24 protein-coding genes are annotated in these 22,931 nt (G+C 64.4%); 7 read left to right on the plus strand and 17 right to left on the minus strand.

Translation table 11 applies throughout. The features are described from left to right. Positions 1 to 88: 88 nt before the first annotated feature. The 7 genes from KK488_RS17890 to KK488_RS21485 form a co-directional block, all read right to left on the minus strand. Positions 89 to 1,144 carry an alkaline phosphatase D family protein gene (locus KK488_RS17890; RefSeq protein WP_214625075.1) on the minus strand — a complete coding sequence of 352 codons (1,056 nt, stop codon included), beginning with the start codon at positions 1,142 to 1,144 and terminating at the stop codon, positions 89 to 91. Between the two features lie 597 nt (positions 1,145 to 1,741). Beyond that, positions 1,742 to 2,959 (minus strand): DUF1501 domain-containing protein, encoded by a 1,218-nt coding sequence (locus tag KK488_RS17895; RefSeq protein WP_214625076.1) that lies wholly within the window; start codon positions 2,957 to 2,959, stop codon positions 1,742 to 1,744. A gap of 19 nt (positions 2,960 to 2,978) precedes the next feature. Continuing rightward, positions 2,979 to 4,382 carry a DUF1800 domain-containing protein gene (locus KK488_RS17900; protein ID WP_250890693.1) on the minus strand — a complete coding sequence of 468 codons (1,404 nt, stop codon included), beginning with the start codon at positions 4,380 to 4,382 and terminating at the stop codon, positions 2,979 to 2,981. A 324-nt stretch (positions 4,383 to 4,706) separates the two neighbouring features. Next, positions 4,707 to 5,600 (minus strand): helix-turn-helix domain-containing protein, encoded by an 894-nt coding sequence (locus KK488_RS21475; RefSeq protein WP_250890694.1) that lies wholly within the window; start codon positions 5,598 to 5,600, stop codon positions 4,707 to 4,709. A gap of 93 nt (positions 5,601 to 5,693) precedes the next feature. Further along, a complete protein-coding gene (locus KK488_RS21480) occupies positions 5,694 to 6,320 on the minus strand; it encodes a PEPxxWA-CTERM sorting domain-containing protein (protein WP_250890695.1) in 627 nt (208 codons plus the stop codon). 55 nt (positions 6,321 to 6,375) lie between these two features. Continuing rightward, positions 6,376 to 6,741 (minus strand): hypothetical protein, encoded by a 366-nt coding sequence (locus KK488_RS17915; protein ID WP_214625078.1) that lies wholly within the window; start codon positions 6,739 to 6,741, stop codon positions 6,376 to 6,378. A gap of 174 nt (positions 6,742 to 6,915) precedes the next feature. Further along, positions 6,916 to 7,473: a PEPxxWA-CTERM sorting domain-containing protein gene (locus KK488_RS21485; RefSeq protein WP_250890697.1), complete on the minus strand. Its 558-nt coding sequence runs from the start codon at positions 7,471 to 7,473 to the stop codon at positions 6,916 to 6,918. An 882-nt stretch (positions 7,474 to 8,355) separates the two neighbouring features. On the opposite strand from KK488_RS21485, the gene KK488_RS21835 reads away from it, so the two are divergent. Further along, entirely contained in the window at positions 8,356 to 8,538 is a 183-nt protein-coding gene (locus KK488_RS21835; RefSeq protein WP_432653873.1) for an HIT family protein, read from the plus strand. 50 nt (positions 8,539 to 8,588) lie between these two features. Here KK488_RS21835 and KK488_RS17930 read toward each other — a convergent pair whose 3' ends face one another. Next, positions 8,589 to 8,891: a hypothetical protein gene (locus KK488_RS17930; RefSeq protein WP_214625080.1), complete on the minus strand. Its 303-nt coding sequence runs from the start codon at positions 8,889 to 8,891 to the stop codon at positions 8,589 to 8,591. Positions 8,892 to 9,096: 205 nt separating this feature from the next. Between KK488_RS17930 and KK488_RS17935 the strand changes: the two genes are divergently transcribed. Both KK488_RS17935 and KK488_RS17940 read left to right on the plus strand, forming a co-directional pair. Continuing rightward, the gene (locus tag KK488_RS17935; RefSeq protein WP_214625081.1) at positions 9,097 to 9,879 is read left to right on the plus strand and encodes a sulfite exporter TauE/SafE family protein; all 783 of its coding nucleotides are present in this window, start codon (positions 9,097 to 9,099) and stop codon (positions 9,877 to 9,879) included. A 38-nt stretch (positions 9,880 to 9,917) separates the two neighbouring features. Continuing rightward, complete coding sequence (locus KK488_RS17940; protein ID WP_214625082.1) at positions 9,918 to 10,712, plus strand: class I SAM-dependent methyltransferase; 795 nt, start codon at positions 9,918 to 9,920, stop codon at positions 10,710 to 10,712. Here KK488_RS17940 and KK488_RS17945 read toward each other — a convergent pair whose 3' ends face one another. From KK488_RS17945 to KK488_RS17955, 3 genes are read right to left on the minus strand one after another with little or no spacing between them, the layout of a single operon-like run. Next, positions 10,713 to 11,672 (minus strand): NAD(P)H-dependent flavin oxidoreductase, encoded by a 960-nt coding sequence (locus KK488_RS17945; RefSeq protein WP_214625083.1) that lies wholly within the window; start codon positions 11,670 to 11,672, stop codon positions 10,713 to 10,715. A 60-nt stretch (positions 11,673 to 11,732) separates the two neighbouring features. Then, the gene (locus KK488_RS17950) at positions 11,733 to 13,091 is read right to left on the minus strand and encodes a putative O-glycosylation ligase, exosortase A system-associated (protein ID WP_214625084.1); all 1,359 of its coding nucleotides are present in this window, start codon (positions 13,089 to 13,091) and stop codon (positions 11,733 to 11,735) included. Further along, positions 13,084 to 13,239: a hypothetical protein gene (locus tag KK488_RS17955; RefSeq protein ID WP_214625085.1), complete on the minus strand. Its 156-nt coding sequence runs from the start codon at positions 13,237 to 13,239 to the stop codon at positions 13,084 to 13,086. The genes KK488_RS17950 and KK488_RS17955 overlap by 8 nt, the downstream gene beginning before the upstream one ends. 111 nt (positions 13,240 to 13,350) lie before the next feature. Between KK488_RS17955 and KK488_RS17960 the strand changes: the two genes are divergently transcribed. Next, positions 13,351 to 14,574 (plus strand): TIGR04063 family PEP-CTERM/XrtA system glycosyltransferase, encoded by a 1,224-nt coding sequence (locus tag KK488_RS17960; RefSeq protein WP_214625086.1) that lies wholly within the window; start codon positions 13,351 to 13,353, stop codon positions 14,572 to 14,574. Positions 14,575 to 14,577: 3 nt separating this feature from the next. Continuing rightward, positions 14,578 to 15,816, plus strand: coding sequence for a hypothetical protein (locus KK488_RS17965; RefSeq protein WP_214625087.1), 1,239 nt, complete (start codon positions 14,578 to 14,580; stop codon positions 15,814 to 15,816). Between the two features lie 22 nt (positions 15,817 to 15,838). Here KK488_RS17965 and KK488_RS17970 read toward each other — a convergent pair whose 3' ends face one another. Together KK488_RS17970 and KK488_RS17975 are read right to left on the minus strand one after the other, a co-directional pair. Then, a complete protein-coding gene (locus KK488_RS17970) occupies positions 15,839 to 16,243 on the minus strand; it encodes a hypothetical protein (RefSeq protein WP_214625088.1) in 405 nt (134 codons plus the stop codon). Continuing rightward, positions 16,240 to 16,428: a hypothetical protein gene (locus KK488_RS17975; RefSeq protein ID WP_214625089.1), complete on the minus strand. Its 189-nt coding sequence runs from the start codon at positions 16,426 to 16,428 to the stop codon at positions 16,240 to 16,242. Before KK488_RS17975 ends, KK488_RS17970 begins: the two co-directional genes overlap by 4 nt. Positions 16,429 to 16,534: 106 nt before the next feature. Here KK488_RS17975 and KK488_RS17980 point away from each other — a divergent pair, with 106 nt between their 5' ends. Then, positions 16,535 to 17,215 carry a S24 family peptidase gene (locus tag KK488_RS17980; RefSeq protein ID WP_214625090.1) on the plus strand — a complete coding sequence of 227 codons (681 nt, stop codon included), beginning with the start codon at positions 16,535 to 16,537 and terminating at the stop codon, positions 17,213 to 17,215. 51 nt (positions 17,216 to 17,266) lie between these two features. After that, entirely contained in the window at positions 17,267 to 18,340 is a 1,074-nt protein-coding gene (locus KK488_RS17985) for a GNAT family N-acetyltransferase (RefSeq protein ID WP_214625091.1), read from the plus strand. 92 nt (positions 18,341 to 18,432) lie between these two features. Here KK488_RS17985 and KK488_RS17990 read toward each other — a convergent pair whose 3' ends face one another. From KK488_RS17990 to prfB, 4 genes are all read right to left on the minus strand, one after another. After that, complete coding sequence (locus tag KK488_RS17990; RefSeq protein ID WP_214625092.1) at positions 18,433 to 19,290, minus strand: cupin-like domain-containing protein; 858 nt, start codon at positions 19,288 to 19,290, stop codon at positions 18,433 to 18,435. Continuing rightward, on the minus strand, positions 19,287 to 20,435 hold the full coding sequence (locus KK488_RS17995) for a GNAT family N-acetyltransferase (protein ID WP_214625093.1): 1,149 nt from the start codon (positions 20,433 to 20,435) through the stop codon (positions 19,287 to 19,289). Before KK488_RS17995 ends, KK488_RS17990 begins: the two co-directional genes overlap by 4 nt. A 268-nt stretch (positions 20,436 to 20,703) precedes the next feature. Continuing rightward, positions 20,704 to 21,444 carry a class I SAM-dependent methyltransferase gene (locus KK488_RS18000; RefSeq protein ID WP_432653871.1) on the minus strand — a complete coding sequence of 247 codons (741 nt, stop codon included), beginning with the start codon at positions 21,442 to 21,444 and terminating at the stop codon, positions 20,704 to 20,706. After that, positions 21,441 to 22,568 carry a peptide chain release factor 2 gene (gene prfB / locus KK488_RS18005; protein WP_214625094.1) on the minus strand — a complete coding sequence of 376 codons (1,128 nt, stop codon included), beginning with the start codon at positions 22,566 to 22,568 and terminating at the stop codon, positions 21,441 to 21,443. Before prfB ends, KK488_RS18000 begins: the two co-directional genes overlap by 4 nt. Positions 22,569 to 22,931 lie beyond the last annotated feature (363 nt).

Here is a 22,931-nt window from a genome sequence, read left to right on the forward strand (position 1 = left end):
TCTTCGCCCACTGCGCATCGTTCAACTCGTAACGCTTGTTACCCATCGTCCGCTCCGCGTTCCAACACGGAGCCCTATGAATCAGCGATCAGACCTTTTGGAAATCCTGAATGTCGATCCGGCCTAGTACCGATTCCAGCCCGGTATCATCCGCAGACCGACAGTTTCGGTCCCCGGGCATGTTGCAGCGCTGGTCGCTGCGATATTGGCGCGTGTCGAGCAGATGGATGCGCAGCAGACTTCCGTAGTCGATCCGGCGAAACATGCGGAGCTGGCCATTGGCCGGGAATTGCGTCCTGCGCACGGGCATGTTCTCGTACCAGGCCTGTAGCGCCGCGAAGCGCCGTAACAGGAACACTTCCGGCGGCGTGCCATTCTCGTCCCACTGTGAAGTCCAGTTGTTGTCGACCTCGTGATCGTCGAACGTCGACAGGAAAGCGGCGGCGCGATGAGCGGCCTGCAAGTCCGGATCGAGCTTGTAGAGAGCGTAGCGGTGGCGATAATCGTCCAGCGAATAGATCTCGTCGCTGTCATGCTCGCGCACGCAGACCGTCTGCCCGTCCACCACGGCACAGCCGCGCCGTGCACCTCCTTCGTAGATATAATCGCCATAATGAAAGATGGCGTCGAGATCGCCTTCGGTGGCAAGGTAGCGATAAGCCGTGAAGTAACCGCTGGTGTAGCGCTGACACCCTGCAACGCCGATCCGCACCCGCCCGACGGCTGCTCCTGGCGGAGGTGCGGATCGCGCAGTCCCAGTGTCGCTGACCGTTGTCCCCGCCAGGAACCGGTAATAATAAGGTCGCGCGGGACGCAGGCCCTCCACTTCCACGTGCACACTGTGCCCGAGTTCCGGGCGCGCGATCACCTCGCCGGATCGCACGATGCGGCTGAAAGCCTCGTCCTCGGCCACTTCCCAGGCAACCACCACAGGTTGCGGCTCCATGCCGCCATGCGGCTCCAAGGGCCGTGGGGCGAGACGCGTCCATATGACGAAGCCATCTGGTGCCGGATCGCCGGCGGCAATACCCAGCGTGAATGGATATTGCCGCGGCGCCTGCGCAAGGACGCCGCGCAATGGCAACCCAGCGAAAAGGACGAAGCCGGAGGCAGCCTTCAGCAGCTCACGACGGTCGACGCGCATCCGGTCCATCTCCTCAGAAGCGTACCTTGAAGCCGACGAAATATTCGGTGCCGAGGGCGTCGTACGTCGACGGGAAGGTGTTCGCCTGCTGTTGCGAACTGCCGATGGGCACGGGGGCAGGATTTCCTTCGCAACCCCTGCAGCAACAATGTCACGCTTACCATCCATGCGTTGCGTCGTCTTCACCCGTCAAAATGGCGCTGCTGGTTCTCCGATCGCCGCCGTTGGAGGCGCTCCTAGGACATACGTAATGACATGTTCGTGACACCGCGCCGGTGTGCCGATTTGCCGTGACGGATCATGAGGTGAATATATGGCGCGAGCGTCGATCTCAGAAGACGCTCGGCGGCCGGGAGTGCGGCACGCATTCCTTCCGCCGAACTAGGCTCCGACAGCATAAAGCCGCATCAAAACCACGGCCCGCCATCTCGGCGTTGATTTAGGGATGCTTTCATCCCCGATGAGGGGCCCGAGATTTAGGGACGTTGGCGGCCCTGTGCCATGGCGAGGGGCTGTTGAATGAATGGCGACTTTCGAGAGCCCAGGCTGCGAACGTCCGAGATTGAGGCGGAAACAGAAGTAATCTCTCCATGCGTTTTAAAGTAACTGCAGATCGGCCGCCCTCGCGCCTGGAAAGACCTGCGCGACCTTATCAGCAGAAAGGCCGAATTGCCGGACAATCAGCTCACCCATCAAGGCTCGATAGTCGGTGAGTACCGGCAGGTCGCGATCCTGGTTCAACGTCTCGGGCGCAAGCTTGACCTGCGGTCCAGCGATCCGTCCGCCGTTCACGCCGCCACCCATCACCCAATAGACGCTGCCATGGCCGTGATCGGTTCCCTTGTCGCCATTTTCGCGGAAGGTCCGGCCGAACTCGGAAATGACCACGACCGTCGTGCTGCTCCAGGCATCGGGCCCGATCTCGTTCGCGAAGCCCGCGAGCGCTCGGCCCAGCTCGCCGATCCGCCCGGCAAGATAGCCCTGCGCGCCGCCCTGGTTCACGTGCGTGTCCCAGCCGCCGACATCGACGAAGGCGAGATTATACTGCTCGCGCATCAGACGGCCGATGCGCCGCGCCGACAACTCGAAGCCTTTGGCGCTGATCGCCCCTCGGCCGGCCTTGTTCATTTCATCGGCAATCGACTGAAACACCGTGTCGCGCACCTGAAAACCCTGGGCAACGGCGGCCTCCAGATCCATGCCGCCGGCCTTCTGGCCCTTATACATCGCGTTGATGAGCGCGGTCTGCCGTGCATCGATCGGTGGCTTGGACCCGGCATTGGCAAGTGCAATGTTCGGCACCGTCGGCCCGCCACGGAAACAGAGCGGCAACTGATCGGTAAAGGAGATCGGCTTGTCCGTGCCCAGCGCTGTGACGAGGCGCCCCATGAAGCCAGATTGGAAATCGCGATGTCCCGCAATGGGCTGGCCCATTTCGATCGTGTCTTGCGTCTCGAAATGGCTCCGGCTGAGGTCGTCCGTTCCTGCGAACGGCACGAACGCAACCTGCTTTGCCTGCCAGAGCGGCAGGATGCTGTCTTTGAGCGCCGGATGCAGGCTCCAGTCTGCATCCAGCGGCAAGGCAGTGTCGGACGCGGCGGCATTGGGCTTGGCGAGCGCGATTGTCGGCCGCGAGGCATGGTAAAAATCGCTGCTGGTCGGCGCCACGATGTTGAGGCCGTCATAGGCCCCGCGCAGAAACACGACGAGCAGGCGCGCCTTCCCGGCAGCGGGCGCAGCGAAGGCGCGGCCGGTCGCGAGGAGCGGGACTGCGAGCGCGGTGGCTTCGAGCATTTGTCGGCGATTGAGGATCATGAGGCCATCTCCTTGACGCTCATCGGCGCATGAAATCGGGCGAGGCCAGGAACAGCATGTTCCATTCCTGGGGGCTGGTCGCCTGTGCCAATGCTTCGCGGGTCTGTGCGCTTAATGTCCGGTCCAGCCCCCCGAAATAGAGCGCGTTCTGCAATTGCGGGAAGGCGGGCTGCTCCGTCGATCCAGCCGTGCGTGACTTGAACAGCCCTGCCGAGCCATTGCCGATCGCGCGGGCAATCTCGAAGCGGACCTCCATCTGCCCTGGTCCGGTCCAAGCCGACGCATTCATCGGGTAGCCGTCCGGCGTCTCGTGATTGTAGAGCCCTTCGCTCATCCGGTTGAGCCAGCCGATCATCGGATCGGCGTTGAGGATCACGCGATCGCCGTAGGCATAGCGCACGGCAGAGACGACATAGTGGATCGGATCTTTGAACGTGCGGCCCAGCGACGCACTATATTCGGGTGACGCCGACATTGCCCGCAGCACCGTCGCAATATCTCCGCTCGACCGCTGCCACGCTGTCGTCATGTGGTCGACGACGGCGGCAGGCGGATTGTCGCCCATGAAATAAGTGGCGATCTGCGTCGACACATGTCGCGCGGTCGCAGGCGAAGCAGCGATGAGATCGAGCGCTTGCTCGACCTCATGAAAGCCCGAACCGCTGATCTGATGACCGAGAAAGTGCTTGGCGCCGAAATCGTGGCGAGCCGGATTGAACTCGAACAGGCCGGCATGAATGTAAAGCGGCTGCCATTCCGGCTTCAGCTTGGGATTGTCCGGCTTCAGACTGACGCCGACGCCGGTCAGAACGCGGGCCAGCTCCTGGACATCCGCCTGGCTGTAGCCCGAGCCGACGCCCATTGAGTGCAGCTCCATTATCTCGCGCGCATAATTTTCGTTGATGTGGCCGGCAGCGTTCTGGTCATTATCGAGATAGCGCAACATGGCGGGATGGCGCAGCGTTGCCTCAAGCAGATCGCGGAACTTGCCGAGCGCATGGGTGCGGATCACATCCTCATAATCGCCGACCATGGCGCGGATGTCGCGCTTGCCGGCATGCACATTGAAATGGTTGAACCAGAACCACGTCATCTGCTCCTGAAGCTGGGCCGGCGAATAGAGATCGCGCAGCAACGAGCGAGTTGCCGCCTCGCGATTGAGGTCGTTCATGGCCTGCTGATAAGCTTTTCGGGCGGCTTTCTTCGCGTCCGGATCGGCGAGTTTGTTCGCCGCCTGGTTTTGCGTGTCCATTTCGACGACGAGCTGCGCCATCGGCTCGCGCACGATCCGCATCTGCGCGATCTGGGCCGCGGCGGCGGCTGGCAAGCTTGAATCGAGCCCGGCCATGACGGTCTTTGCCGACGGGTCGGTCTGAAGCGCAGCTAGATCGAGGCCCCAGCTGCTGCGATTGATCTGCGCCATCTGCGTTGGGGAAAACTGCGCAGAACCAGCTGCTGATGCCGCAGACGAGAGCAGCATCGCAACGATGGTCAAACTCCAACCTCTCATCGGTCGCCCTTCTAGATGGCGTGGACGCGACAAGCGGGGAATATATGCAGGCGTAGCTGACCTGAGCGTGAATGGCCGCTTTGGGGAGTGGTCTTTCTGGTTGAGAATGTCCGGGATCGGGGCAAATTCCGCGGCGCCGAACCCCGCGCGCCGCATCAATTCAATACGCCAACACTGCTCCAGTTCAATACGCGCGGCTCCTCTTGAGTAATGGGTCGGCGCGGCTTTAATACCCCTTCAGCGAGCCGCCTTTGGCGTACATCCAAACCGCGCCCGAAAGCTGCGGTTGAAGTAGGAGATGTCGCTGAACCCGGCGCGATAGGCGATGTCACTAATCCGCTCCGCGCGAAAGCGCTCGCTGGTCAGCATGCGGAAAGCCTCCTGTAGCCGCAGTTCGAGGACACGATCGGCAAAGCTGCGCCCTGTCTCGTGGAGCAGGTCGTTGACGTATCGTGACGACAGCGCGAGCTGGGCGGCCACGTGCCCGGACGAAAAGCTGGGCTCCCGATAGTGTTGCTCGATCTTTTGCAGGATGGCGGAGAGCCGCGCAGCGCGCAGCCCCTTGGCGCTGCCCAGGTCGGCCGCCTTCCCCTTCAGGCCGGTCGCCAGGGCGACCAGATCGAGCAGGGTCTCGCCCGCATGGCGCGTCAGGGCCGGGGATGAAAACGACCCTGTCGTGACCAACAGCTGATGATAGGCGCGCAGCAGCGTCAGCGCTTCGTTGTCCTGCCGGATCTCCAGCCCGAGCCGATCGCCGATATGCGTGAAGCCATGATCGAGCAGCTGGTTGGTCAGGATAACGCTGGTCCACGCCGTTTCATTGCTCCCGACCAGCTTCACCGCTTCGCTGTTGGACACCAGCACCGCTGCCCCGGTGTCGATCAGGAAATCACGACCGAGCTGTGTGCCGGCCATCCCGCCGACGCTGTTGTTGATCAGCAGGCAATAACCGTCCCCGCCATCCTCGCGAATGTTGGCCGTCGAGCGCTCGGCCTTATTTACGGTCCCCGTCATTGTCCCGACGGTGATCCTCCCGAACGATATGGCGTCCAGATGGGCCTCGAACGGTCGATCGCCGGTAATCCCGTAATCGAACGAGGCGATCTGTGCGTTATGGATGTCGCGCCACATGCCGAAGCGCTGCTTGTCATTCAGCTCTCTGGGCAATGCGCTGGAGGTGAAGCGACTTCTCAGCAACGGGCGCGACCTTCCAACGAAGTCGGCCTAGCGGGACATGCGGGCCAGATACGCACAATGGACTGGACGGCGGCGGAGCGCAAACCCCACGGCGCCGAAACCGAGTATCATCATCGCCCAGCTTGCCGGCTCGGGCACGGTCGGCATGCCGTTATCGATATATCCCAGCGTATTGATCCGGAACGGGATCTTTGCGCCATCGAGCGTGACCGCGCCGGTTTCCGTCTCATGGCCGCCGCCGTCCACCAGGGGATCGATCCTGAAGAGATAGTTGAAGTTGCCATTGGCGTTCCAGGAGGTCGCATAGAGCCCGTCCGCGCCGCCGACCATCGCGTCGATATGATCGGTGTCGGGCACCCCGCCCACGGTCAGAAAGCCCAAGCCGTCGATCCAGGCGCCAGCCCCGTCGGCATCGCGATTGATGCGGAAGAAGAGGCTATGCTCGCCGTCGAAGGCAGTGCCGTAGAGCTGGCCGCCATAGCTCGCCATCGTCTCGACCTCGTAGCCGAAATCCCGTCCGCCTTCACCCAGCACGACGCCGCCGAAATTATTGCCATAGGCGCCGGTGGACCCGCTGTTCTCATGCATCTCGAAAAAGTAATTGCGCGTGCCGGTCCAGCTCGTCCCCAGCATCACACCGCCGAGCGCTGCCATGCTCCCTACCGGTTCGGTGAGCGGGATACCGTTTTCGAACTCCGTGACGCTGCCGTTATTGAACGTGTAACCACCCGTTCCGTCGGGCTGCGGCGCGATGTCGGAATAATAGTCGAACGTGCCGCCCTTGCTGACGCTGGTCGCCTTGAGCAGCGTTGATGCCCGCCATTGCGGTGAGCGGGAGCGGGTCGGAATCGGGCCCGGTCGGACCGAGCAGCACATGCCCGAAACCGGATGCAGCCGCGCCGCTTCCGTTCGGCGTGACCTGGAAGAAGAAGTCGGTGTCCACGCCGTCATAAGCGGTGGCATAGATTTGTGCGCTCGCGGCGGTCGGCAGGAGTGCGCCGATGGCGACTAGGGCGCCGCCGGCCAGTCCCGACAGGCGCGTCCGTTTACCGAACCGAATCATGATGTTGGTCATAGCTGTCCCCACAAATTGATGCCCGCCATTCCCATCAATGGCCGTTTCAGTCTTGGAACGGGGGGCGCCAGATTTGGAGCAGGGGGCGCTTTCCCGATTGGGGACGGATGGGCGCGCGAAAAGTCCCGCCGAATTTCTCCAGCGGGACTTGCAGAGCCGACCGATAAACGGGTTTCAGGCGAACTGGACGATCATACTGCGGCGGCGCATGGCCCCACCCACCAGGCCTAGGCCGGCCAGCATCATAGCCCAGGCGGCGGGTTCGGGCACGGCTGGCGTGTCGATGTCCGCCACCAGCTCGACCAAAATCTGGCCAGTTCCGTATCCCGGTGTCGGCAAAGACGCATAAGTCCCGGGCGCAGTGAATGCCCCGGAGGCAAAGTTATAATAGGTCCAGCTCAGGGGATTGAGCGTGGTGTCCGTGCCAAATCCGAGATAATCGCGTCTGGGATTTGAGTAGAAATCCTGATTATAGCACGACCCACCGGTCGGCTGCATCGTTGTCGATATCGAGCAATTGGTCAGGCTGGCGGCTGGGAAGCTCGGATCGCCGGTCAGAAAGCTTGGAACGGTAAGCGAAAAACCGCCGCCATTGATCTGCTCTCCGTTTTTTTCCGGGCCGGAAAAGGCGGTAAACGTGTAACGGACCGCCGCGGACGCGGGGTTCGCCAGGAACAGGCCGAATCCGAGAGAGGCGGCTAGGCCAAAATATCCATGCTTGAAACATTTCATCATTTCATTCCCACTTCTGCGATATACTCTGCCGTCCGGGCGCCAGTCCGTTTTTGCAGCCGACCCGCAACATCGTTCCGCGCCGACGCCATACGCACCGCGTCGGCGAGGACGGCTTCGTGGCTGGTCATTCTCATCATTTGCCCTCGCCGTCTTGGATTGGGAGGCGCTGGAATTGGACTGGAGAACAGCTTTCTGATCAGAGAGATCCAGGCCGGCAACATCTGGAACCGAGGGCGAAAGGGGCCGCGTCGGCCATCGTGAACGAATGACCGCTATCGGGAAACTCAGCTCAGCCATCGAATGGCCGATATTGGGGCGGGACTAGCCGTTGAAGCATCGGGCGTCGGAAATGGCAGGTGGGACCGTAATTTCTTGGAGAGGACAGCGCCCACGTTGGACGTCCGTTTATAGGACCCTAGCGGGGACGAAAGTGGCCCCTAATCGGTCCTATAATTCCGCCTATATAGAGGATTTGCGTCATCGTCGGCCTGGGCCGGGGTCGTGGCAGATCGAGAAATGGGGATACCAGGGCAGGAAGGTCTCGGGGAAGACGACCATCTCCGCGTCCTTAGCGGCTGCGTCAGCGCGGCGAGTACGCGGTCTACGGTTCCAGCCAGCGCGTCGAGATCGGGGGCATCTGGACCGCTGCGGCGCGAATGATGCGGGAGTCAGTCATTGTGAAGCCTTCTTTGAGGGGTGGCGGCTGTCGGAGGCGGATTTGACCGCCCCCGACGCCGTCTCGTCGTGCCGAGACTTCGGACCTAGGCCGATGCCTCGGGCTTACGCGCCTGGTGCGGCGTCGAACGCTTCGAGGGCGCGCGTCGAGTAGCCGGATGCACAACGCGGATATGCGCGATTGCCACGACGCTGGACGCTGGCCTGCTCGAGACCGCGCAGGCGCTTGCCCCGATGTGCGCTGAGCGGCTCGGGTCGACCGGTTTCAATCTGCCCAGTGCCAATGGCGGCGATGCCGAGCGGTCAGTGCCCCATCTGCACTTTCATTTCCTGCCGCGGTTTCCGGAGGACGGCGTTTCGGCAATGGCCGCCGCTACCACGCATTGAGGTCGATCTCGACGGATTATTCAACTTATTGAAAATGGAATGTTATCTCTTCAATCCGCGTCGATCATGAACAGTGTGTTGTCGCGATATTTCGGATCCATCCGGTTGAACAACGGATGTTCGTCGAAACCGCCTTCCAGCACCTCCAACTCGGAGAGTCCGGCCAGATTATAGCTGCCGACCTTGGGCTCTTTCGGTTCGGCCCCGTCACGGCTGATCGTGATCGCGTCGATGAAATAGCTGTCGTTGCGCTTGTAGAGCACATGCGGAGCCAGCACGAGGGCCAGCTTGTTGTAGCGGGCGGAGAGGCAGCGGCGCAAAGCGATTGCCTCGAGGATGCGGCTATTTTCCATGGCTCGGCCACTTGGCCGGTTTGGCGGCGCTTTTCAAGGGGAAGCGCGTGTTTGATGGCTGGCGGGAACCCGAAAGCTCTTCTTCTCGCCGCGCATAGCATTTGTGCCTATCGCCGTGGGCGCTGACATGGCAGCTAGGGTCGACTCGGCGGAGGGCCTCGCGCAGGCGCCCAAAGCACAGTTATTCGGAGCGCGACGAGGCATAATGGATCTGGCGCATGGACTTTCCGGGCTGCTGGTCGGTGTGCTCGTCGGCATGACCGGTGTCGGCGGCGGCTCGCTGATGGCGCCGATCCTGATTCTGCTACTCGGCGTTGCGCCGGCCACGGCGGTCGGTACGGACTTGTGGTTCGCCGCAATCACCAAGTCGGTCGGTGGGGCGATCCATCACAGCCTTGGCGAGCCGGACTGGCAGGTCGTTCGCCGTTTGGCGATGGGCAGCCTCCCGGCCAGCATCGCGACCAGCCTGATCCTCGCGCAGATCGACACCGGTCAGATCAAGCAGGGACTCATCATCAGCGCGCTCGGCGTCATCCTGCTGATGACCGCGGCTGCCACCTTCGCCTGGGGACGGGTGCAGGGCATCGTCCTGCGTCTCGAAATGCCGATCGCCGCGGCCTATCGCAAGCGCCAGCCGGGCCTGACCGTCGCTGCCGGTGCGCTGCTCGGCGTCATGGTGACGCTCACCTCGATCGGCGCCGGCGCGCTTGGCGCCGTGATGCTGATGGCGCTTTATCCTGTGCGGATGACAGCCCGTCGGCTCGTCGGCACGGATATCGTTCATGCCGTGCCGCTGACGGTCGTCGCGGGCATCGGTCACCTCGTTATGGGCAATGTCGATCTGCCGTTGCTCGGATCGTTGCTCATCGGGTCGGTGCCCGGCATCGTCATCGGCTCGCTGCTCGCGACGCGGCTGTCCGCCAGCATATTGCGCCCGGTCCTTGCGCTGGTGCTCGCCGCGACCGGTCTCAAGATGATCCTTTCCTGAGCTATCGGCGCGCGGGCCAAACCTGCTAGGGTTCGCAAATGCAAGATAGAGTCGCCTCTCGCGCGCTGCATGCCAGCGCCTGGGCCGAGGTCGCGGATCTTCTGGACCAGCAACTTTCGCCGCTTGGCCAGCGCGCCATCGTCGCGCTCGCGCCAGTGCCGGGGGACGTCATTCTCGATATAGGCTGTGGCACTGGTCAGACCCTCCTGCAACTCGCGGCGCTGGTCGGACCGACCGGGCGAGTCATCGGCGTGGACATCGCGCCACGGCTCCTGGCGATCGCGGCATCCCGGGCAGTGGATTTACAGACGGTCGATTTTCTGGAGGCGGACGCTGCCGTGCTGCCTCTTCCTGATGGCATCGCGGACGGCGTCTTTTCGCGCTTCGGCGTCATGGGCTTTGGCGATCCCATCGCGGCTTTCTCCCATTTTCACAGACTGCTCAGGCGCGGTGGCCGGCTCGCATTCGTGTGCTGGCGGGCGCTGGAAGAGAATGAGCTCGACTATCTTCCCCTGCACGCGGCCGGTCTGGAGGCAAAGGCCGACCGCACGCCCTTCAGCTTCGAGGATCCGGGCGTCATCCGGAGCGTCCTGGAGACCGCAGGCTTTCGGGAGATTTCGCTCAGCGCGAACGACACGCCCGTTTCATGTGGCGATCTGGACGCGACGATGGCGGTTGTGATGCGGGTCGGTGCGCTCGGCAAGATTCTTCGCGAAGATCCCGGCCTGCGGGATACATGCGACGCCCGGGTCAGGGATGCGCTCTCGGCGCGAACCGCCGGGACGCAGGTCAGGCTGATGGCCGCGACGTGGACGGTCAGCGCCCGCGCCTGACTAGAGCGTCGCCAGCCGCTCCTTTGCCGCGCGATACTCGTCGCCCAGCCGCGCCACCAGCCGGGCCACCGGCACCACCTCATGCACTGATCCGATGCCCTGACCCGCACCCCATATGTCGCGCCAGGCCTTGGCGTCGGTCGCCGATGCGAAATTCATGGCGGACGGGTCGCTCTGCGGCAGATTGTCGGGGTCGAGGCCCTGCGCCACGATTGAGGCGCGCAGATAATTGCCGCGAATACCCGTGAAATAATTCGAATAAACGATGTCCGCCGCGGTACCCTCGACGAGGCCTTGCTTGTAGGCAGGCGACGCGCGGGCCTCATCGGTCGCGATGAAGGCGGAACCGATATAGGCGAAGTCGGCGCCCGCCGCCTGCGCGGCGAGGATGCCGGCACCGGTCGCGATCGCGCCCGAGAGCGCCACCGGTCCGCCATACCATTCGCGCGTCTCGGCGGTGAGGGCGAAGGGCGATTGCGCGCCGGCATGGCCGCCCGCGCCGGCCGCGACGAGGATCAGCCCATCCGCGCCCTTCTCGATCGCCTTGTGGGCGAAGCGCTGGTTGATGACGTCGTGGAAGACGAGGCCGCCCCAGCTGTGGACGCCCGCATTCACCTCCTCGTTCGCGCCCAGCGACGTGATGATCAGCGGCACCTTGAAGCGCTGGCAGATCAGCAGGTCCTCCATCAGTCGCGGATTGGAGCGGTGGACGATCAGGTTGACCGCATAAGGCGCGGCCGGCGCCTCGGAATGAGCAGCGTCATGTGCGGCGAGTTCTTCGGTGATCTTCGTCAGCCAATCCGCGAGCGTCTCATCCCCGCGCGCGTTGAGCGAGGGCATCGAGCCGATGATCCCCGCCTTGCACTGGGCGATCACGAGGTCGGGATTGGAGATGATGAACAAGGGCGCACCGATGACGGGCAGGCGCAGACCCTTCGTAAGCTGGGCGGGTATCGGCAAATGCGGCTCCTCTCGCAAACCGCGTCGCATGAGCGGTCGGCCTCGTCAACGGAGGAGGTTTTACCCCGTCGCAGGCGCCACCTTGCTCGCCGCTATAGGTCGCCAGTCCTCGCTCGCCCTCTTGCGGCGCATATAGGTGGTCGCGGCGATTTGCAGCGCGATCAGCATGAAGACGAAGGGCTGATAGGCGATGCCCACGAAGAAACAGCCGATCAGATAGCAGACATGGCCCTGCACCATCGCCTGCGCGAACGGCGCGACCCAGCGATAGTCGGGATTGTCGGTATCCTTGTAGCGCCGCCGCAGCCGTTCGCTCTGGACCAGCGTGCCGATGTTGAGGACCAGCCAGATGATGAGGCCAGGATAGCCCTGTTCGCCCAGCATCTCGAAATAGCTGGAGTGGAAGGCGCGCCCGCGATCGGTGACGACGACATGCTCGACGCGCTGATTGTCCTTGGGGCCGGTCTTCTGGATAGTGTTGTAGGTGAAGCTGTTCGCCAGATAATTGTCGAAGCCGCCGCCCATCGGATGTTGGGAGACATAATCCAGGGTCCATTTCCACACCTGCAGGCGGGTCGAGGCGCTCTCGTCGCCCTGATAGGTCTGGATGGTGTTCATCCGCTCGGTAAAGCTCGCCGGCAGAAAGGGAATCGCGGCGAGCAGGGCCACCGCGCCGATTCCCGCATAAAGCACGCGCCGCTTGGTCTGCCACCACATCATGCCCGCGAGCACCGCCGCGCAGATGAGGCCCGTGCGCGCCTCGGTGCCGATCGGGATCAGCAGGCACGCGAAGCAGAAGGCATAGGCGAAGAGCTTCACGCGCCAGTCCGGTGGGAAGATCGTACCGTAGTTGGAGAGATAGAGGATCAGCGGGATGATCGCGATCGCGACCGTCGAGATGATGCTGCCCTCGTAGAGGCCGCTGTTGTTCTCGACCATGAGATTGAGCTCGCCATAGCCGCCGCCGCCGAGCGCGGTTTTGATGCCGCCGGTGACGATGATCGTCCCCGCGCACAGCACCATCATCAGCGCCAGCGCCTCGATACGCAGCTTGGTGCGCAAGGTGAGCGGCAGGAACATGGCGAAGAGCAGAGCCTTCCACACCCAGTCCCATTTGGTGGCGGCCTGGACGGGGAAGTCGGCATGCAGGGTAGTCCACCAGCAATAGACCAGCAGCAGCGCCATCACGCCCTGTCGCCGCGAGAGGCGGCAATCCTTCTTGTCGTCGAAGATCAGCCAGGTCACGAGCACCGCGGCGAAGCTGATCAGCGAGATGGGAATGGAATTCAGCAGGTAATAAGAGAGGCGCTGCGGCGAGACGATGTCGATATAGCTGTAAACCAGCACCAGAATGAACGGACGCCGCAGGCCGAGACCGAAGATCGACGCCAGAAAGGCGATGAAGAACAGATCACGCATCGGGCTTGGCTGCCTTGCCCGCGCTCTTGCGGCCGAGGAAATCTGTCTTCTCGGCCGATTCGTCGTCGAGATCGTCGCGGCCGAGCAGCCGCCAGCAGGTCATGAAGATGAGCCCATGCATCAGCAACAGGGAGAAGGTGTCGATCATCGGAGAAGCGTTCTTGTTCCTGGCATGCCGATGCTATCGCACCTGTCGGTTCCTGTCCTAAACCGTCGGTGGTTGAGGCGGCGTTAAACGTTTTGCGGCAGGGAGGGGGCGATGACACGAATCCTGCATGTCCTCGATCACAGCCTGCCGCTGCACAGCGGCTACACCTTCCGCACCCGCGCGCTCCTGAAGGCGCAGCAGGGGCGCGGCTGGGACGTGCGCGGCATCACCGGCAATCGCCATATCGCGGACGGGCCACTCGTCGAGACGGCGGACGATCTCGTCTTTCATCGCGTCCCCGGGCGCTCGCAAAGCCGCATCGCGCCGCTCGCCGAGTGGCGCGACGTGCGCCACTTGTCGAGCGGGATCGACGCGCTGGTTCGCGACTGGAAGCCGGATCTCATTCACGCGCATTCGCCGGTGCTTGGCGCGCTCGCCGCCGCGCCGGTCGCGCGGCGCCACGGCCTGCCCTTCGTGTATGAGATCCGTGCCTTCTGGGAGGATGCGGCGGTCGGCAACGGCACCGGGCTCGAAGGCGATCTGCGCTATCGCGTGACGCGCTTCCTGGAGGATCGCGCCGTAGCAAGGGCCGATGCGGTCATGGTGATCTGCGAGGGCCTCAGGCAGGATCTGATCGCGCGCGGGGTCTCGCCCGACAAGATCAACGTCTCGCCCAATGGCGTCGACCTCGATCTGTTCGGCGATCCCTCCCCGCCCGATGAGGCGCTGCGCAGCCAGCTCGGCCTCGACGGTGCGGAGGTGATCGGCTTCATCGGCAGCTTCTATGACTATGAAGGGCTGGACGATCTCATCGCCGCCATGCCGCTGCTGGTCGCCCGGCGGCCCAAGGCGCATCTGCTGCTCGTCGGCGGCGGCCCGCGCGCCGATGCGCTGCGCGCGCAGGCGGAAGCGTCGAGCGTCGCCGCGCATATCCATTTCGTCGGCCGCGTGCCGCATCATGAGGTGGAGCGCTATTACAGCCTCACCGATATCCTCTGCTATCCGCGCAAGGCGATGCGCCTCACCGAGCTTGTCACGCCGCTGAAACCGCTGGAGGCGATGGCGCAGGGGCGACTCGTGGCGGCCTCATCCGTCGGGGGCCATCGCGAGCTGATCGAAGACGGTGTCACCGGCACCCTGTTCCCGCCGGATGATCCCGCCGCGATGGCTGATGCTCTTGCTCGCCTGCTCGCCGACCGGGCGGGATGGGACGAACGGCGCCGCGTGGCCCGCGCGTTCGTCGAGCGGGAGCGGAGCTGGGCAAAGAATGTCGTTCGTTACGAACCTGTTTACCAACAGCTGTTAACCAATGGCCATGTGGTCCGGACGAGCTGAGTCATGAATTCTCACGCATTGGTCAAAGTCGAGACGGGGCGGAGCAGGCTGGAGCGGGCGCTTGGCGCGCGCGGCGCGCGGCTGCTGCTGGCGACCGGCGGCACCGCCGCGGTCGTGCTGTCGATTCCAACCCCGTTGATCGAGCAGATCGCGACATCGAGCGGCCTCAATGAAATTTCCAGGCTGTTCGAGCCGCCCATCGGCCTTGGCACGCGCATCCTGCTGGCCGGCGGGCTTGCGCTTGTGCCGGCCGCGATCGTCTGGGCGCTCTGGGCGCCGCGCCATCCAGCGGTATCTCGTGGACCAGCATGGGCGGAACGAGACGAGGACGATCATGATTATGATTATGGCTCGGGACCGGCTGTCGATCCGGTTCAGGTCAGCGAGCAGGACAATAGCGACAATGACGGGGACGCGGACGAGATGATGCAGGCGCGCAAGCAAAGTTCGGGTTGGGGCGCGATCATCCGCCTCGTGCGCGGCGGCTTTAACGACAATGCCGAAGGGCGGGATGGCATGCTGCCGAAGCTGCGCCGCCGCGACCGTCATCCGGACGCACCGCCGCGCCCGCCGCTCTCCGCCAGCCGCGATCTGCCGCCACATGAGGGCCGCTCTGGCGCGCAAAGGCTGACCGAGGCTGAAGCACCGCGTGCCTTTTCGGATGCGGTCGCTTTCATCCAGCCCCAGCGCGCCGCCGCGGTTGCGCCGCCGCCCCGTTCGCCCGAGCCGATGAGCGACGAGGATATCGCTCGCGTCCTGGGCGCCATGCCGCGCTCGCCCGCGCCGCTGAGCGCCGAAGAGGTCTCGCGCGTCATCGACGCCATTCCGGCGAACAAGCCCGCTACGACCGCGCCGGCGCCAGCCGTCGCTTCGCCGCCAGGGCGCGATGCGAGCCTGCTGTCACGCAAGATCGATCTTCCCCTCATCGAAGGCGCCGATCTCGCCGCGCTGGCCGCCCGCTTCGAGCAGGGCTTGGGCAAGCGCGAGGCGATTGTGCATGCCGAGGAAGCGCGGCATTCCCTCGATTCCCGCATCGCTTTCGCTCAGCCCGATCCGTCGGTGCGCGCGGCGTTGCGGGCTCAGCGTCCGCTCGAAGTCGTGCCGGCATCCGCCACTCCGGCAGCGCCGACGGTCGATGTGCGGACGGCCGAGCCGACCCTGCATCTCGACGTGACCGTTGAGCAGGCGCTCAACAGCGCCCTCGCGACCCTGCGCAAGCTGACCGAGCAGGGCCGGCGATAGGGCTCTCGCCGCCGCGGAGCGTTCACCAGTCTTCGATGGTCAGCACCACGAGGGTGATTGTCACGTCGCCGTTCTCCTCCGGACGAACCTCGTCGACTGCGAGATCCGCCACGATATGACCGCGCAGCTTGAAGTCGGCCTCGCCGAGCGATGTCGATAGGGTCTCCGCTTGCTGCGCAGCATTCTCCCCCGTGATTCGCAGCATGATGTGATGCTGCGCGCCGACGAAGGTCGCGCTGCACCACGGTCGCAGCGTCGCTTGCTCGACCGCGCCGGTTTCCCCGGTCAGTCCGTCCAGAGCGGCGAGCAGCTGTCCCTGACAGTCCCTGCGCTGCGGACGCGGGCTGGCCGGGCGGATCGATTCGGGTGGCCTGCGCAACAATTTGAACCGGCGGTGCGCGAGGGGCTGGTTGGTCGGGCTTGTCACTGCACGGTTTCTCCGTCATATATGTTCATGAAATGTTCTATACGGCGCCTCATCCGGGCGCCCGGTTCACGGCCCCTGCGCAGGTCATGGACGAGGCGAGGGTCGCGCACGGCGTCGCGGCCGAATGTCGTCGCGGCCATGCCGGTGCGGCGGAGGAAGATCTCGATGGTGCGCAACGTGGACATGGCCGGGGTTCCCTCCTGTTCAGGACCGCGATTCGATAGGAATAATCCTATGTCATATGAAAAATCCTACTTGTCTAGGAAAAATCCTACCGCTATGGAGATCGCCATGGAGCCAATGGACGCCCGCGCGACGCTCGATCGTCTCATCCGCGAACGCGGCGAGAATTATGGTGCCATCTCCAAGTTGATCGGTCGCAACGCCGCCTACATTCAGCAGTTCGTCAAGCGCGGCTCGCCCCGCAAGCTGGACGAGGCCGATCGCAAGCTGATCGCGCGCTATTTCAATGTGGAGGAGTCCCTGCTCGGCGCGCCGGATCCCGCCAGCGGCCGGTTCGCTGCCGGCCGCGCGCCGATGCGCCGGCCGAGCCGCGATCTCGTCGAAGTGCCGCGCCTCGCGCTCGGCGCCTCGGCCGGGCCGGGCTCGCTGCAGGAGGATGAGCAGGCGGCGGGCGTGATGGCGTTCGATCAGCGCTGGTTGCGAGACATGGGCGGGCGTCCGGACATGCTCTCGCTGATTCGCGTCGATGGCGAATCCATGGCGCCGACGCTCTCCGACGGCGACGACATCATGGTCGATCGCAGCGATGGCGTGGACCGGCTGCGCGACGGCATCTACGTGTTGCGAATGGATGATGTGCTGATGGTGAAGCGTGTCGCGCTGGCGCCGCGCCGCGGCCGTTTCTCGATCCGCAGCGACAATCCGCTCTATCCTGCCTGGGAAGATGTCGACCCGGATCTGGTATCGATCGTCGGCCGGGTGATCTGGGCCGGTCGCCGGGTCGGATGAGGCTGGCTCCGCGCAAGCGGATCGTTTACTCGCTGGCCGTAAGGAGCGCGCATGATCCAGGCTTTCGCCACCGCCACGCAGGAGCCGCTGCCGCCGCTCGATGAGCTCGAAGCTCGCTGGCGCACACTTGAGGCGCAGGCGGATGGCAGTTTTTTCCTGAGCTGGACCTGGATCGGCAGCTGGCTGCGCACGACGCGGGCGCGACCGGATCTCGTCAGCGTGCGCGACGAGGCGGGCGCGGAGGTCGGCCTCGCCTTGCTGGGCCTCGCTCGTGAGCCACGCAAGCTGGGCGCCCAGAAGACCCTTCGCCTCAACGAGGCGGGTGATCCGGACGCCGACCGCATGTTCATCGAATATAATGCGCCGCTTGCCGCGCGCGACGCCGAGGAGGCGGTGACGGCTGCGGTGGCGACGCTCATCGCGCGGCGGCGTGACTGGCGCGTCCTGCGCCTCTCCGGCGTGGCGGATGACTGCGCGCTGATCGGCGCCGTGCCGGCGCGGCGGCGCATCCTCGTCGACGTGTCGCCCGCTTATGGCGTCGCGCTCCCGGCGGTGCGCGAGGGGGTGGGTGACTATCTGTCTCTGCTCTCCAGTAATACGCGCAGCCAGATTCGCCGCTCGCTCAAGGATCATGGCGATGGCGAGATCGGCGTCATGCGCGCGTCAAGCGATGCGCAGATCGAGGACTGGCTGGCCGACATGGCGCGCCTCAATGTCGGGCGGCACGACGACAATGCCTGGGATGCGCCGCTCTTCCGCGCCTTCGCCGCCGAGATCGCCAGGACCGGCTTGGCGTCCGGCGCCGTCGATCTGCTGCGCGTTACCATCGGTGGCGACGTGACCGGCTATCTGCTGAACTTCGTCCATGGCGACCGCGCGATGAACTATCAGTCCGCCTTCAGCGAGCCGGTGAGCCAGAAGGACAAGCCGGGACTCATCACCCACATGGCGGCCGTCGCTCATTATGCCAGCCGCGGCCTCGCGCTCTATTCGCTGCTTGCTGGCAAGGACCGCTACAAGCAGAGCCTCGCGACCGGCGCGGAGGAACTGCAATGGTGGCAGCTCGAGCGCTTCTCGCTCGGCCTAGAAGCGGAATATTGGCTGCGGCGCGTGCTGCGGCGCTAGCCATCGTCACCCCAGCGAAAGCTGGGGTCTCATGCGGACGCGAGCGCCACTGCCGGAGGAGATCCCAGCTTGCACTGGGATGACGAGACTGCTCAGCTCAGCTTGCGCATCACCCGATAGCCGACCCGCGCCAGCTTCTGCGCTTCCGGTGTCCTGCCGATCTTCACCAGCGGCAGCTTCTTCGTGCGCAGCAGGCGGTTGAAGCTGTGCAACTCGCCTTCCGCGACCGATCGCTCGGAGCGCCAGGTGATCGAGAAGCTGATCGAGACCGCGTCACCATTCTGCACGAAATGCGGCGCCTTGACCGGCATCAGCACGGCCGTGCCCGGCGTCAGGTGGACCGGATCGTCCTTCGCCAGGAAGTCGTCTTCCCAGTGCAGGTTGCGATGCGCGCCCGCGTGGAAGGCCTCGCTCTGCTCCGGCGGCACCAGGCTGGGGTCGGCGACGGGGAAAACGTGCATCACCTTCTCGCCCTCGATCTGCATCAGGATGTTGTGCTCGGGGTCCATATGGAACGGCGTGACGCTGCCGGGCGAGGTGAAGAAGATGAAGGCCTCGCGATGCTCCATCGGCCCGGTGCGCGGCCGCACGACCGGCTCCAGCTCGGCGAGCAGCGCATCGAGCAGCGCGCCGTAGGCCGGATCGCGCTCGACATTCTTGAGCACCACCCAGCTCCTGTTCTCCTCGATCGTCCGGATCGTGTCGGCGACGCTGAGGCCGTTGGCGGGCGTGTCCTCGGGGCGGATGCCGAGCGGCAGCGTGCCGAGATTATATTCCATGCGGTCCTGCGGATGACGCTCGGCCAGCGCCGCGATGGCCTCGCGCGTCAGCAGCGGATGGCCGCACAGATCATGCTGGAGCTTTTCATGCCGGTCCGGATAGGCGGCGCTGAACGCCTCGATCGCGGCAGGCGGGAAAGCGGCCTTGGTCTCCGTGGCGGTGACAATCATGCGCGGGCTCCTTTGATCATGGCGTAGGCGCGCTCGGCGAGCGACATGCCGGACAGCGCCAGACTGCCGAGCAGGCCCTTGTCGAGGCCGATGCGATATTGGGCGATCATGCGGCGCTCGCCCCAGAGGCTGTCGATCATCGGATGACCGGCCGCCGCGCAGCTGTCCATCCAGGGCGTAATCCTGTCGTCGAGCACGCGCGCGAGATTGTCCTGCTCGATGAGGACGCCGGGCGAATAGCGCGCGAACTCCGGATCGATGGCGATCTTGAAGGAGAAGCCGCCCTGAGCGTTCGCGAAATTGATCAGCATGGCGATCGGCTGGCCCGCACAATCGATGCGCAGCATGTCGAGCAGGCCGGCGTCCAGCGCGGCGGCGCAGGCCGCGCGCAGAAAGGCGGTGTCTTCCGGGCGGGAGCCGAGCGCCGTGCCCTGCTCGCCTTTCCAGCCCTTGGCTTCCAGACGCAGGAAGGCGTCGACCCAGCCACCCAGTTCCCCAGGATCAGTGAGGTGTCGGTGGACGATCTCGCCCATCTCGGCGAGGCGCGACTGGAGGCGGCGCAATTCCTTGCGCTTCTTGGCCCGGACATTTTCGGTCCAGTAAGCATCTGCGTCGAGATGGCTGCGCAGCATGGCGCGCTCGTAGCGCCCTACTTCCTCGAAGCGTCGCCCTTGCACTGCGCAGAGCGCCCGCAAGGCCGCGAGGACCGGACCGTCGGCGTCGATGCCGCGCAGATGCAGGAACGGCCCCGCCCAGGGCGCCGCATCCAGCGCAGCCAGAATCTGCTGCCAGCCCTCGCGCTCATGCCCGGCGCGCAGCAAAGGCGCGCCAAAGAAGCAATGATGATGCTGCCAGTTGACCACATGGCGGATGGGGAAGCGGCCGTGACGGTTGCCCGGCGTCACCGGCAGGCGCCCGATCAGCGCGCCATGTGCGTCCCGCGCCTCGATCAGATGCACGGCATGAGCGGCATCGAACATGGCGAGCGCGGGATCGAGCAGCGCTGGGAGATAGAAGGGATTGGGCTCGGCGCAGGCATCCATCAACCAGGCATCGTCGTCGCCGTCACCTGCGCGGACAGCGGGCAACGCGGCCGTTTGGGCCACGACGGATCGAGACTGGATCGGCAGGGGCCCCGCGTTCATGCCAATGTCCTTAGCAGGGACTGCTTAGCATAAGACTAAGCTTTACGCCGCCATAACTGCCAGGCCGGACGCGGTATCCTCGCCCAGCTGTTTGGGTGGGTCGGAAACGGCATTCTTAGCCCTCTCCCGCTTTCGCGGGAGAGGGTTGGGTGAGGGTCTTTCTTCGCGAGCTCCCGAAAGGAAGGAAGACCCTCACCCTCCAGCGCCTGTGGAGCGGATCCCTCCCTCTTCCACGAAGGTGGGAGAGGCATATCGGTTCGACCAGCCTCTAGCGCTTCACCCGGCAGGCGACGATCTCGCTCGGGTCGACGCGCTTCCTCCCGGGCGTGAAGCGGGCAAGATAGCCGCCCGCCGCCGTGCGCGCCGTGAGGCCGACGAAGCGGAAGCCGATCGCCTCGAATTCGCAGCGCAGCAGCAGGGGGGGCGTGCCGTGTTGCCCGGTCGGCCGGTCCGTATCGACGACGATGATCTCGCCATCGGGCTTGAGCGCCGGGTAAAGCCGCCAGAGGAAGGCGTAGGGCTCGGAAATCTCGTGATACATATGGATCATGAAGACGCGGTCGAAGCTGGCTTCCGGCAGCTTGGGGTCATCTTCGCTGCCGAGCTTCACGCTGACGTTCGCCCAATTCTCCTTGGTGACGCGGCGGCCGAGCTGGTCGATGACTTCGGCGATGATGTCCTGCGCCAGCACGCGCCCGCGCGCCCCCACCCGCTTGGCCAGGCGCACGGTATAATAGCCCTCGCCCGCGCCGATGTCGGCGACGGTCATGCCCGGCTTGATGCCGGCGAGGTTCATGATGTCATTGGCTTCGTTGACCCGGTCGCGGTCTTCCTCGGTCGACCAGCGGGTCGAGATGATCGGTGCGACGGGCCGGTCGGCGCGCGGAAAGTTCCGCGCCGTCTCTGGCCGGTCGCTGCGCGGCTGGGAGAGCGAATCGCAGGCGGACAGGCCGGTGCAGACGGCGAGAAGCGCCGCGCAAAGCACCGCCCTCCGCCGCGGCTGGATCAATCGACATCCTCCACGTCGACCGTCTCACCTGTCACCTTCTGAGCCAGTGCGGCCGCCATGAACGGATCGAGCGCACCGTCCAGCACGTCGTCGGGACTCGTCGAGGTGACGCCGGTGCGCAGATCCTTCACCAGCTGATAGGGCTGCAGGACATAGGAGCGGATCTGGTGACCCCAGCCGATCTCGGTCTTGGCCTGATAGTCGGTGTTGGCCGCTTCCTCGCGCTTGCGCAGCTCGGCTTCGTAAAGTCGGGCCTTGAGCATGCCCATCGCCGTCGCTCGGTTCTTGTGTTGCGAGCGGTCGTTCTGGCTCGCGACGATGATGCCCGAGGGGACGTGGGTGATGCGCACCGCCGAATCGGTCGTGTTGACATGCTGCCCGCCCGCGCCCGATGCGCGATAGGTGTCAATCTTGAGATCGCTTTCCTTGATGTCGATGTCGATATCGTCGTCGATGACCGGATAGACCCAGACCGACGAGAAGCTGGTGTGGCGCCGTGCGGAGCTGTCATAGGGGCTGATGCGCACGAGGCGATGCACGCCGCTCTCGGTCTTGGCGTAGCCATAGGCATTCTCGCCCTTGATGAGCAGCGTGGCCGACTTGATGCCGGCCTGCTCGCCTGCCTGATACTCGATCATCTCGACCTTGTGGCCGCGCTTCTCCGCCCAGCGCTGATACATGCGCAGCAGCATCTCGGCCCAATCCTGGCTCTCGGTGCCGCCTGCGCCCGCATGGACTTCGAGGAAGGTATCGTTGCCGTCGGCTTCGCCGGAGAGCAAAGCCGTCACCTTGTCCTTGTCGGCCCGCTGCGCCAGCGCGGCCAGGCTGGCGACGCCGTCATTGGCCATCTCCTCATCGCCCTCGGCCTCGGCCATCTCGATGAGTTCGGCGGTGTCGTTCATCTCCCGCTCGATCGAGCGGGTCGCGGTGATCGAGGAGTCGAGCCGCGTGCGCTCGCGCATCACGTCCTGCGCAGCCTTGGGATTGTCCCACAGGGTAGGGTCTTCCACGCGCGCGTTCAGCTCGTCGAGCCGGCGCAGCGCGCGGTCCCAATCGAGGGAGCGGCGCAGAAGGGCAAGCGCGGCATTGATCTGGGCGACATGGGCCTCGGCCTCGGCGCGCATGGGATACTCCGTCAAACTCTGGATGCCCGATATAGGGCCAAGTGCCGCCGGATGCGACGGGAAGCGCGCGAGGTCAAGGGGATGGCCCAACGGGCTTCGACAATGCCGGACTGTCAGGTCACGCGGCGCGTGGTGAAAAGCGACAAAAAATTTCGGACGACCCTTTCCTCCCTTGTTCACCCGGAAGCTGATCGCTCGTCCACCTGAACGAAAGAGGCCGAAAAAGGGAATGGGCGGAAATCTTGTTTCGTATGTGTTGCTTACCACTCGTGCACATAAGGCATGTCGGCACGCCGGTTGATAATATCTGCCCGTGTCGAGCGACGGTCGCTCCGAAATGGCGGAAAAAGCCGGATTTGACCT

The organism is Sphingobium nicotianae (genome assembly GCF_018603885.1).
GTDB classification, from domain to species: domain Bacteria; phylum Pseudomonadota; class Alphaproteobacteria; order Sphingomonadales; family Sphingomonadaceae; genus Sphingobium; species Sphingobium nicotianae.

What these genes read in the sequence shown, in the direction of transcription:
- KK488_RS17965 (WP_214625087.1), top strand. Translation starts at nt 14,578, where the DNA reads ATGAATTCTCACGCATTGGTCAAAGTCGAGACGGGGCGGAGCAGGCTG.
- KK488_RS17980 (WP_214625090.1), top strand. Translation starts at nt 16,535, where the DNA reads ATGGAGCCAATGGACGCCCGCGCGACGCTCGATCGTCTCATCCGCGAA.
- KK488_RS17950 (WP_214625084.1), bottom strand. Translation starts at nt 13,091, where the DNA reads ATGCGTGATCTGTTCTTCATCGCCTTTCTGGCGTCGATCTTCGGTCTC.
- KK488_RS17985 (WP_214625091.1), top strand. Translation starts at nt 17,267, where the DNA reads ATGATCCAGGCTTTCGCCACCGCCACGCAGGAGCCGCTGCCGCCGCTC.
- KK488_RS17900 (WP_250890693.1), bottom strand. Translation starts at nt 4,382, where the DNA reads ATGGCGCAGATCAATCGCAGCAGCTGGGGCCTCGATCTAGCTGCGCTT.
- KK488_RS17915 (WP_214625078.1), bottom strand. Translation starts at nt 6,741, where the DNA reads ATGACCAACATCATGATTCGGTTCGGTAAACGGACGCGCCTGTCGGGA.
- prfB (WP_214625094.1), bottom strand. Translation starts at nt 22,568, where the DNA reads ATGCGCGCCGAGGCCGAGGCCCATGTCGCCCAGATCAATGCCGCGCTT.
- KK488_RS17935 (WP_214625081.1), top strand. Translation starts at nt 9,097, where the DNA reads ATGGATCTGGCGCATGGACTTTCCGGGCTGCTGGTCGGTGTGCTCGTC.
- KK488_RS17975 (WP_214625089.1), bottom strand. Translation starts at nt 16,428, where the DNA reads ATGTCCACGTTGCGCACCATCGAGATCTTCCTCCGCCGCACCGGCATG.
- KK488_RS17995 (WP_214625093.1), bottom strand. Translation starts at nt 20,435, where the DNA reads ATGAACGCGGGGCCCCTGCCGATCCAGTCTCGATCCGTCGTGGCCCAA.
- KK488_RS17960 (WP_214625086.1), top strand. Translation starts at nt 13,351, where the DNA reads ATGACACGAATCCTGCATGTCCTCGATCACAGCCTGCCGCTGCACAGC.
- KK488_RS17990 (WP_214625092.1), bottom strand. Translation starts at nt 19,290, where the DNA reads ATGATTGTCACCGCCACGGAGACCAAGGCCGCTTTCCCGCCTGCCGCG.
- KK488_RS17940 (WP_214625082.1), top strand. Translation starts at nt 9,918, where the DNA reads ATGCAAGATAGAGTCGCCTCTCGCGCGCTGCATGCCAGCGCCTGGGCC.
- KK488_RS21485 (WP_250890697.1), bottom strand. Translation starts at nt 7,473, where the DNA reads ATGAAATGTTTCAAGCATGGATATTTTGGCCTAGCCGCCTCTCTCGGA.
- KK488_RS17955 (WP_214625085.1), bottom strand. Translation starts at nt 13,239, where the DNA reads ATGATCGACACCTTCTCCCTGTTGCTGATGCATGGGCTCATCTTCATG.
- KK488_RS17930 (WP_214625080.1), bottom strand. Translation starts at nt 8,891, where the DNA reads ATGGAAAATAGCCGCATCCTCGAGGCAATCGCTTTGCGCCGCTGCCTC.
- KK488_RS17895 (WP_214625076.1), bottom strand. Translation starts at nt 2,959, where the DNA reads ATGATCCTCAATCGCCGACAAATGCTCGAAGCCACCGCGCTCGCAGTC.
- KK488_RS17890 (WP_214625075.1), bottom strand. Translation starts at nt 1,144, where the DNA reads ATGCGCGTCGACCGTCGTGAGCTGCTGAAGGCTGCCTCCGGCTTCGTC.
- KK488_RS21475 (WP_250890694.1), bottom strand. Translation starts at nt 5,600, where the DNA reads ATGTGGCGCGACATCCATAACGCACAGATCGCCTCGTTCGATTACGGG.
- KK488_RS21480 (WP_250890695.1), bottom strand. Translation starts at nt 6,320, where the DNA reads ATGGCAGCGCTCGGCGGTGTGATGCTGGGGACGAGCTGGACCGGCACG.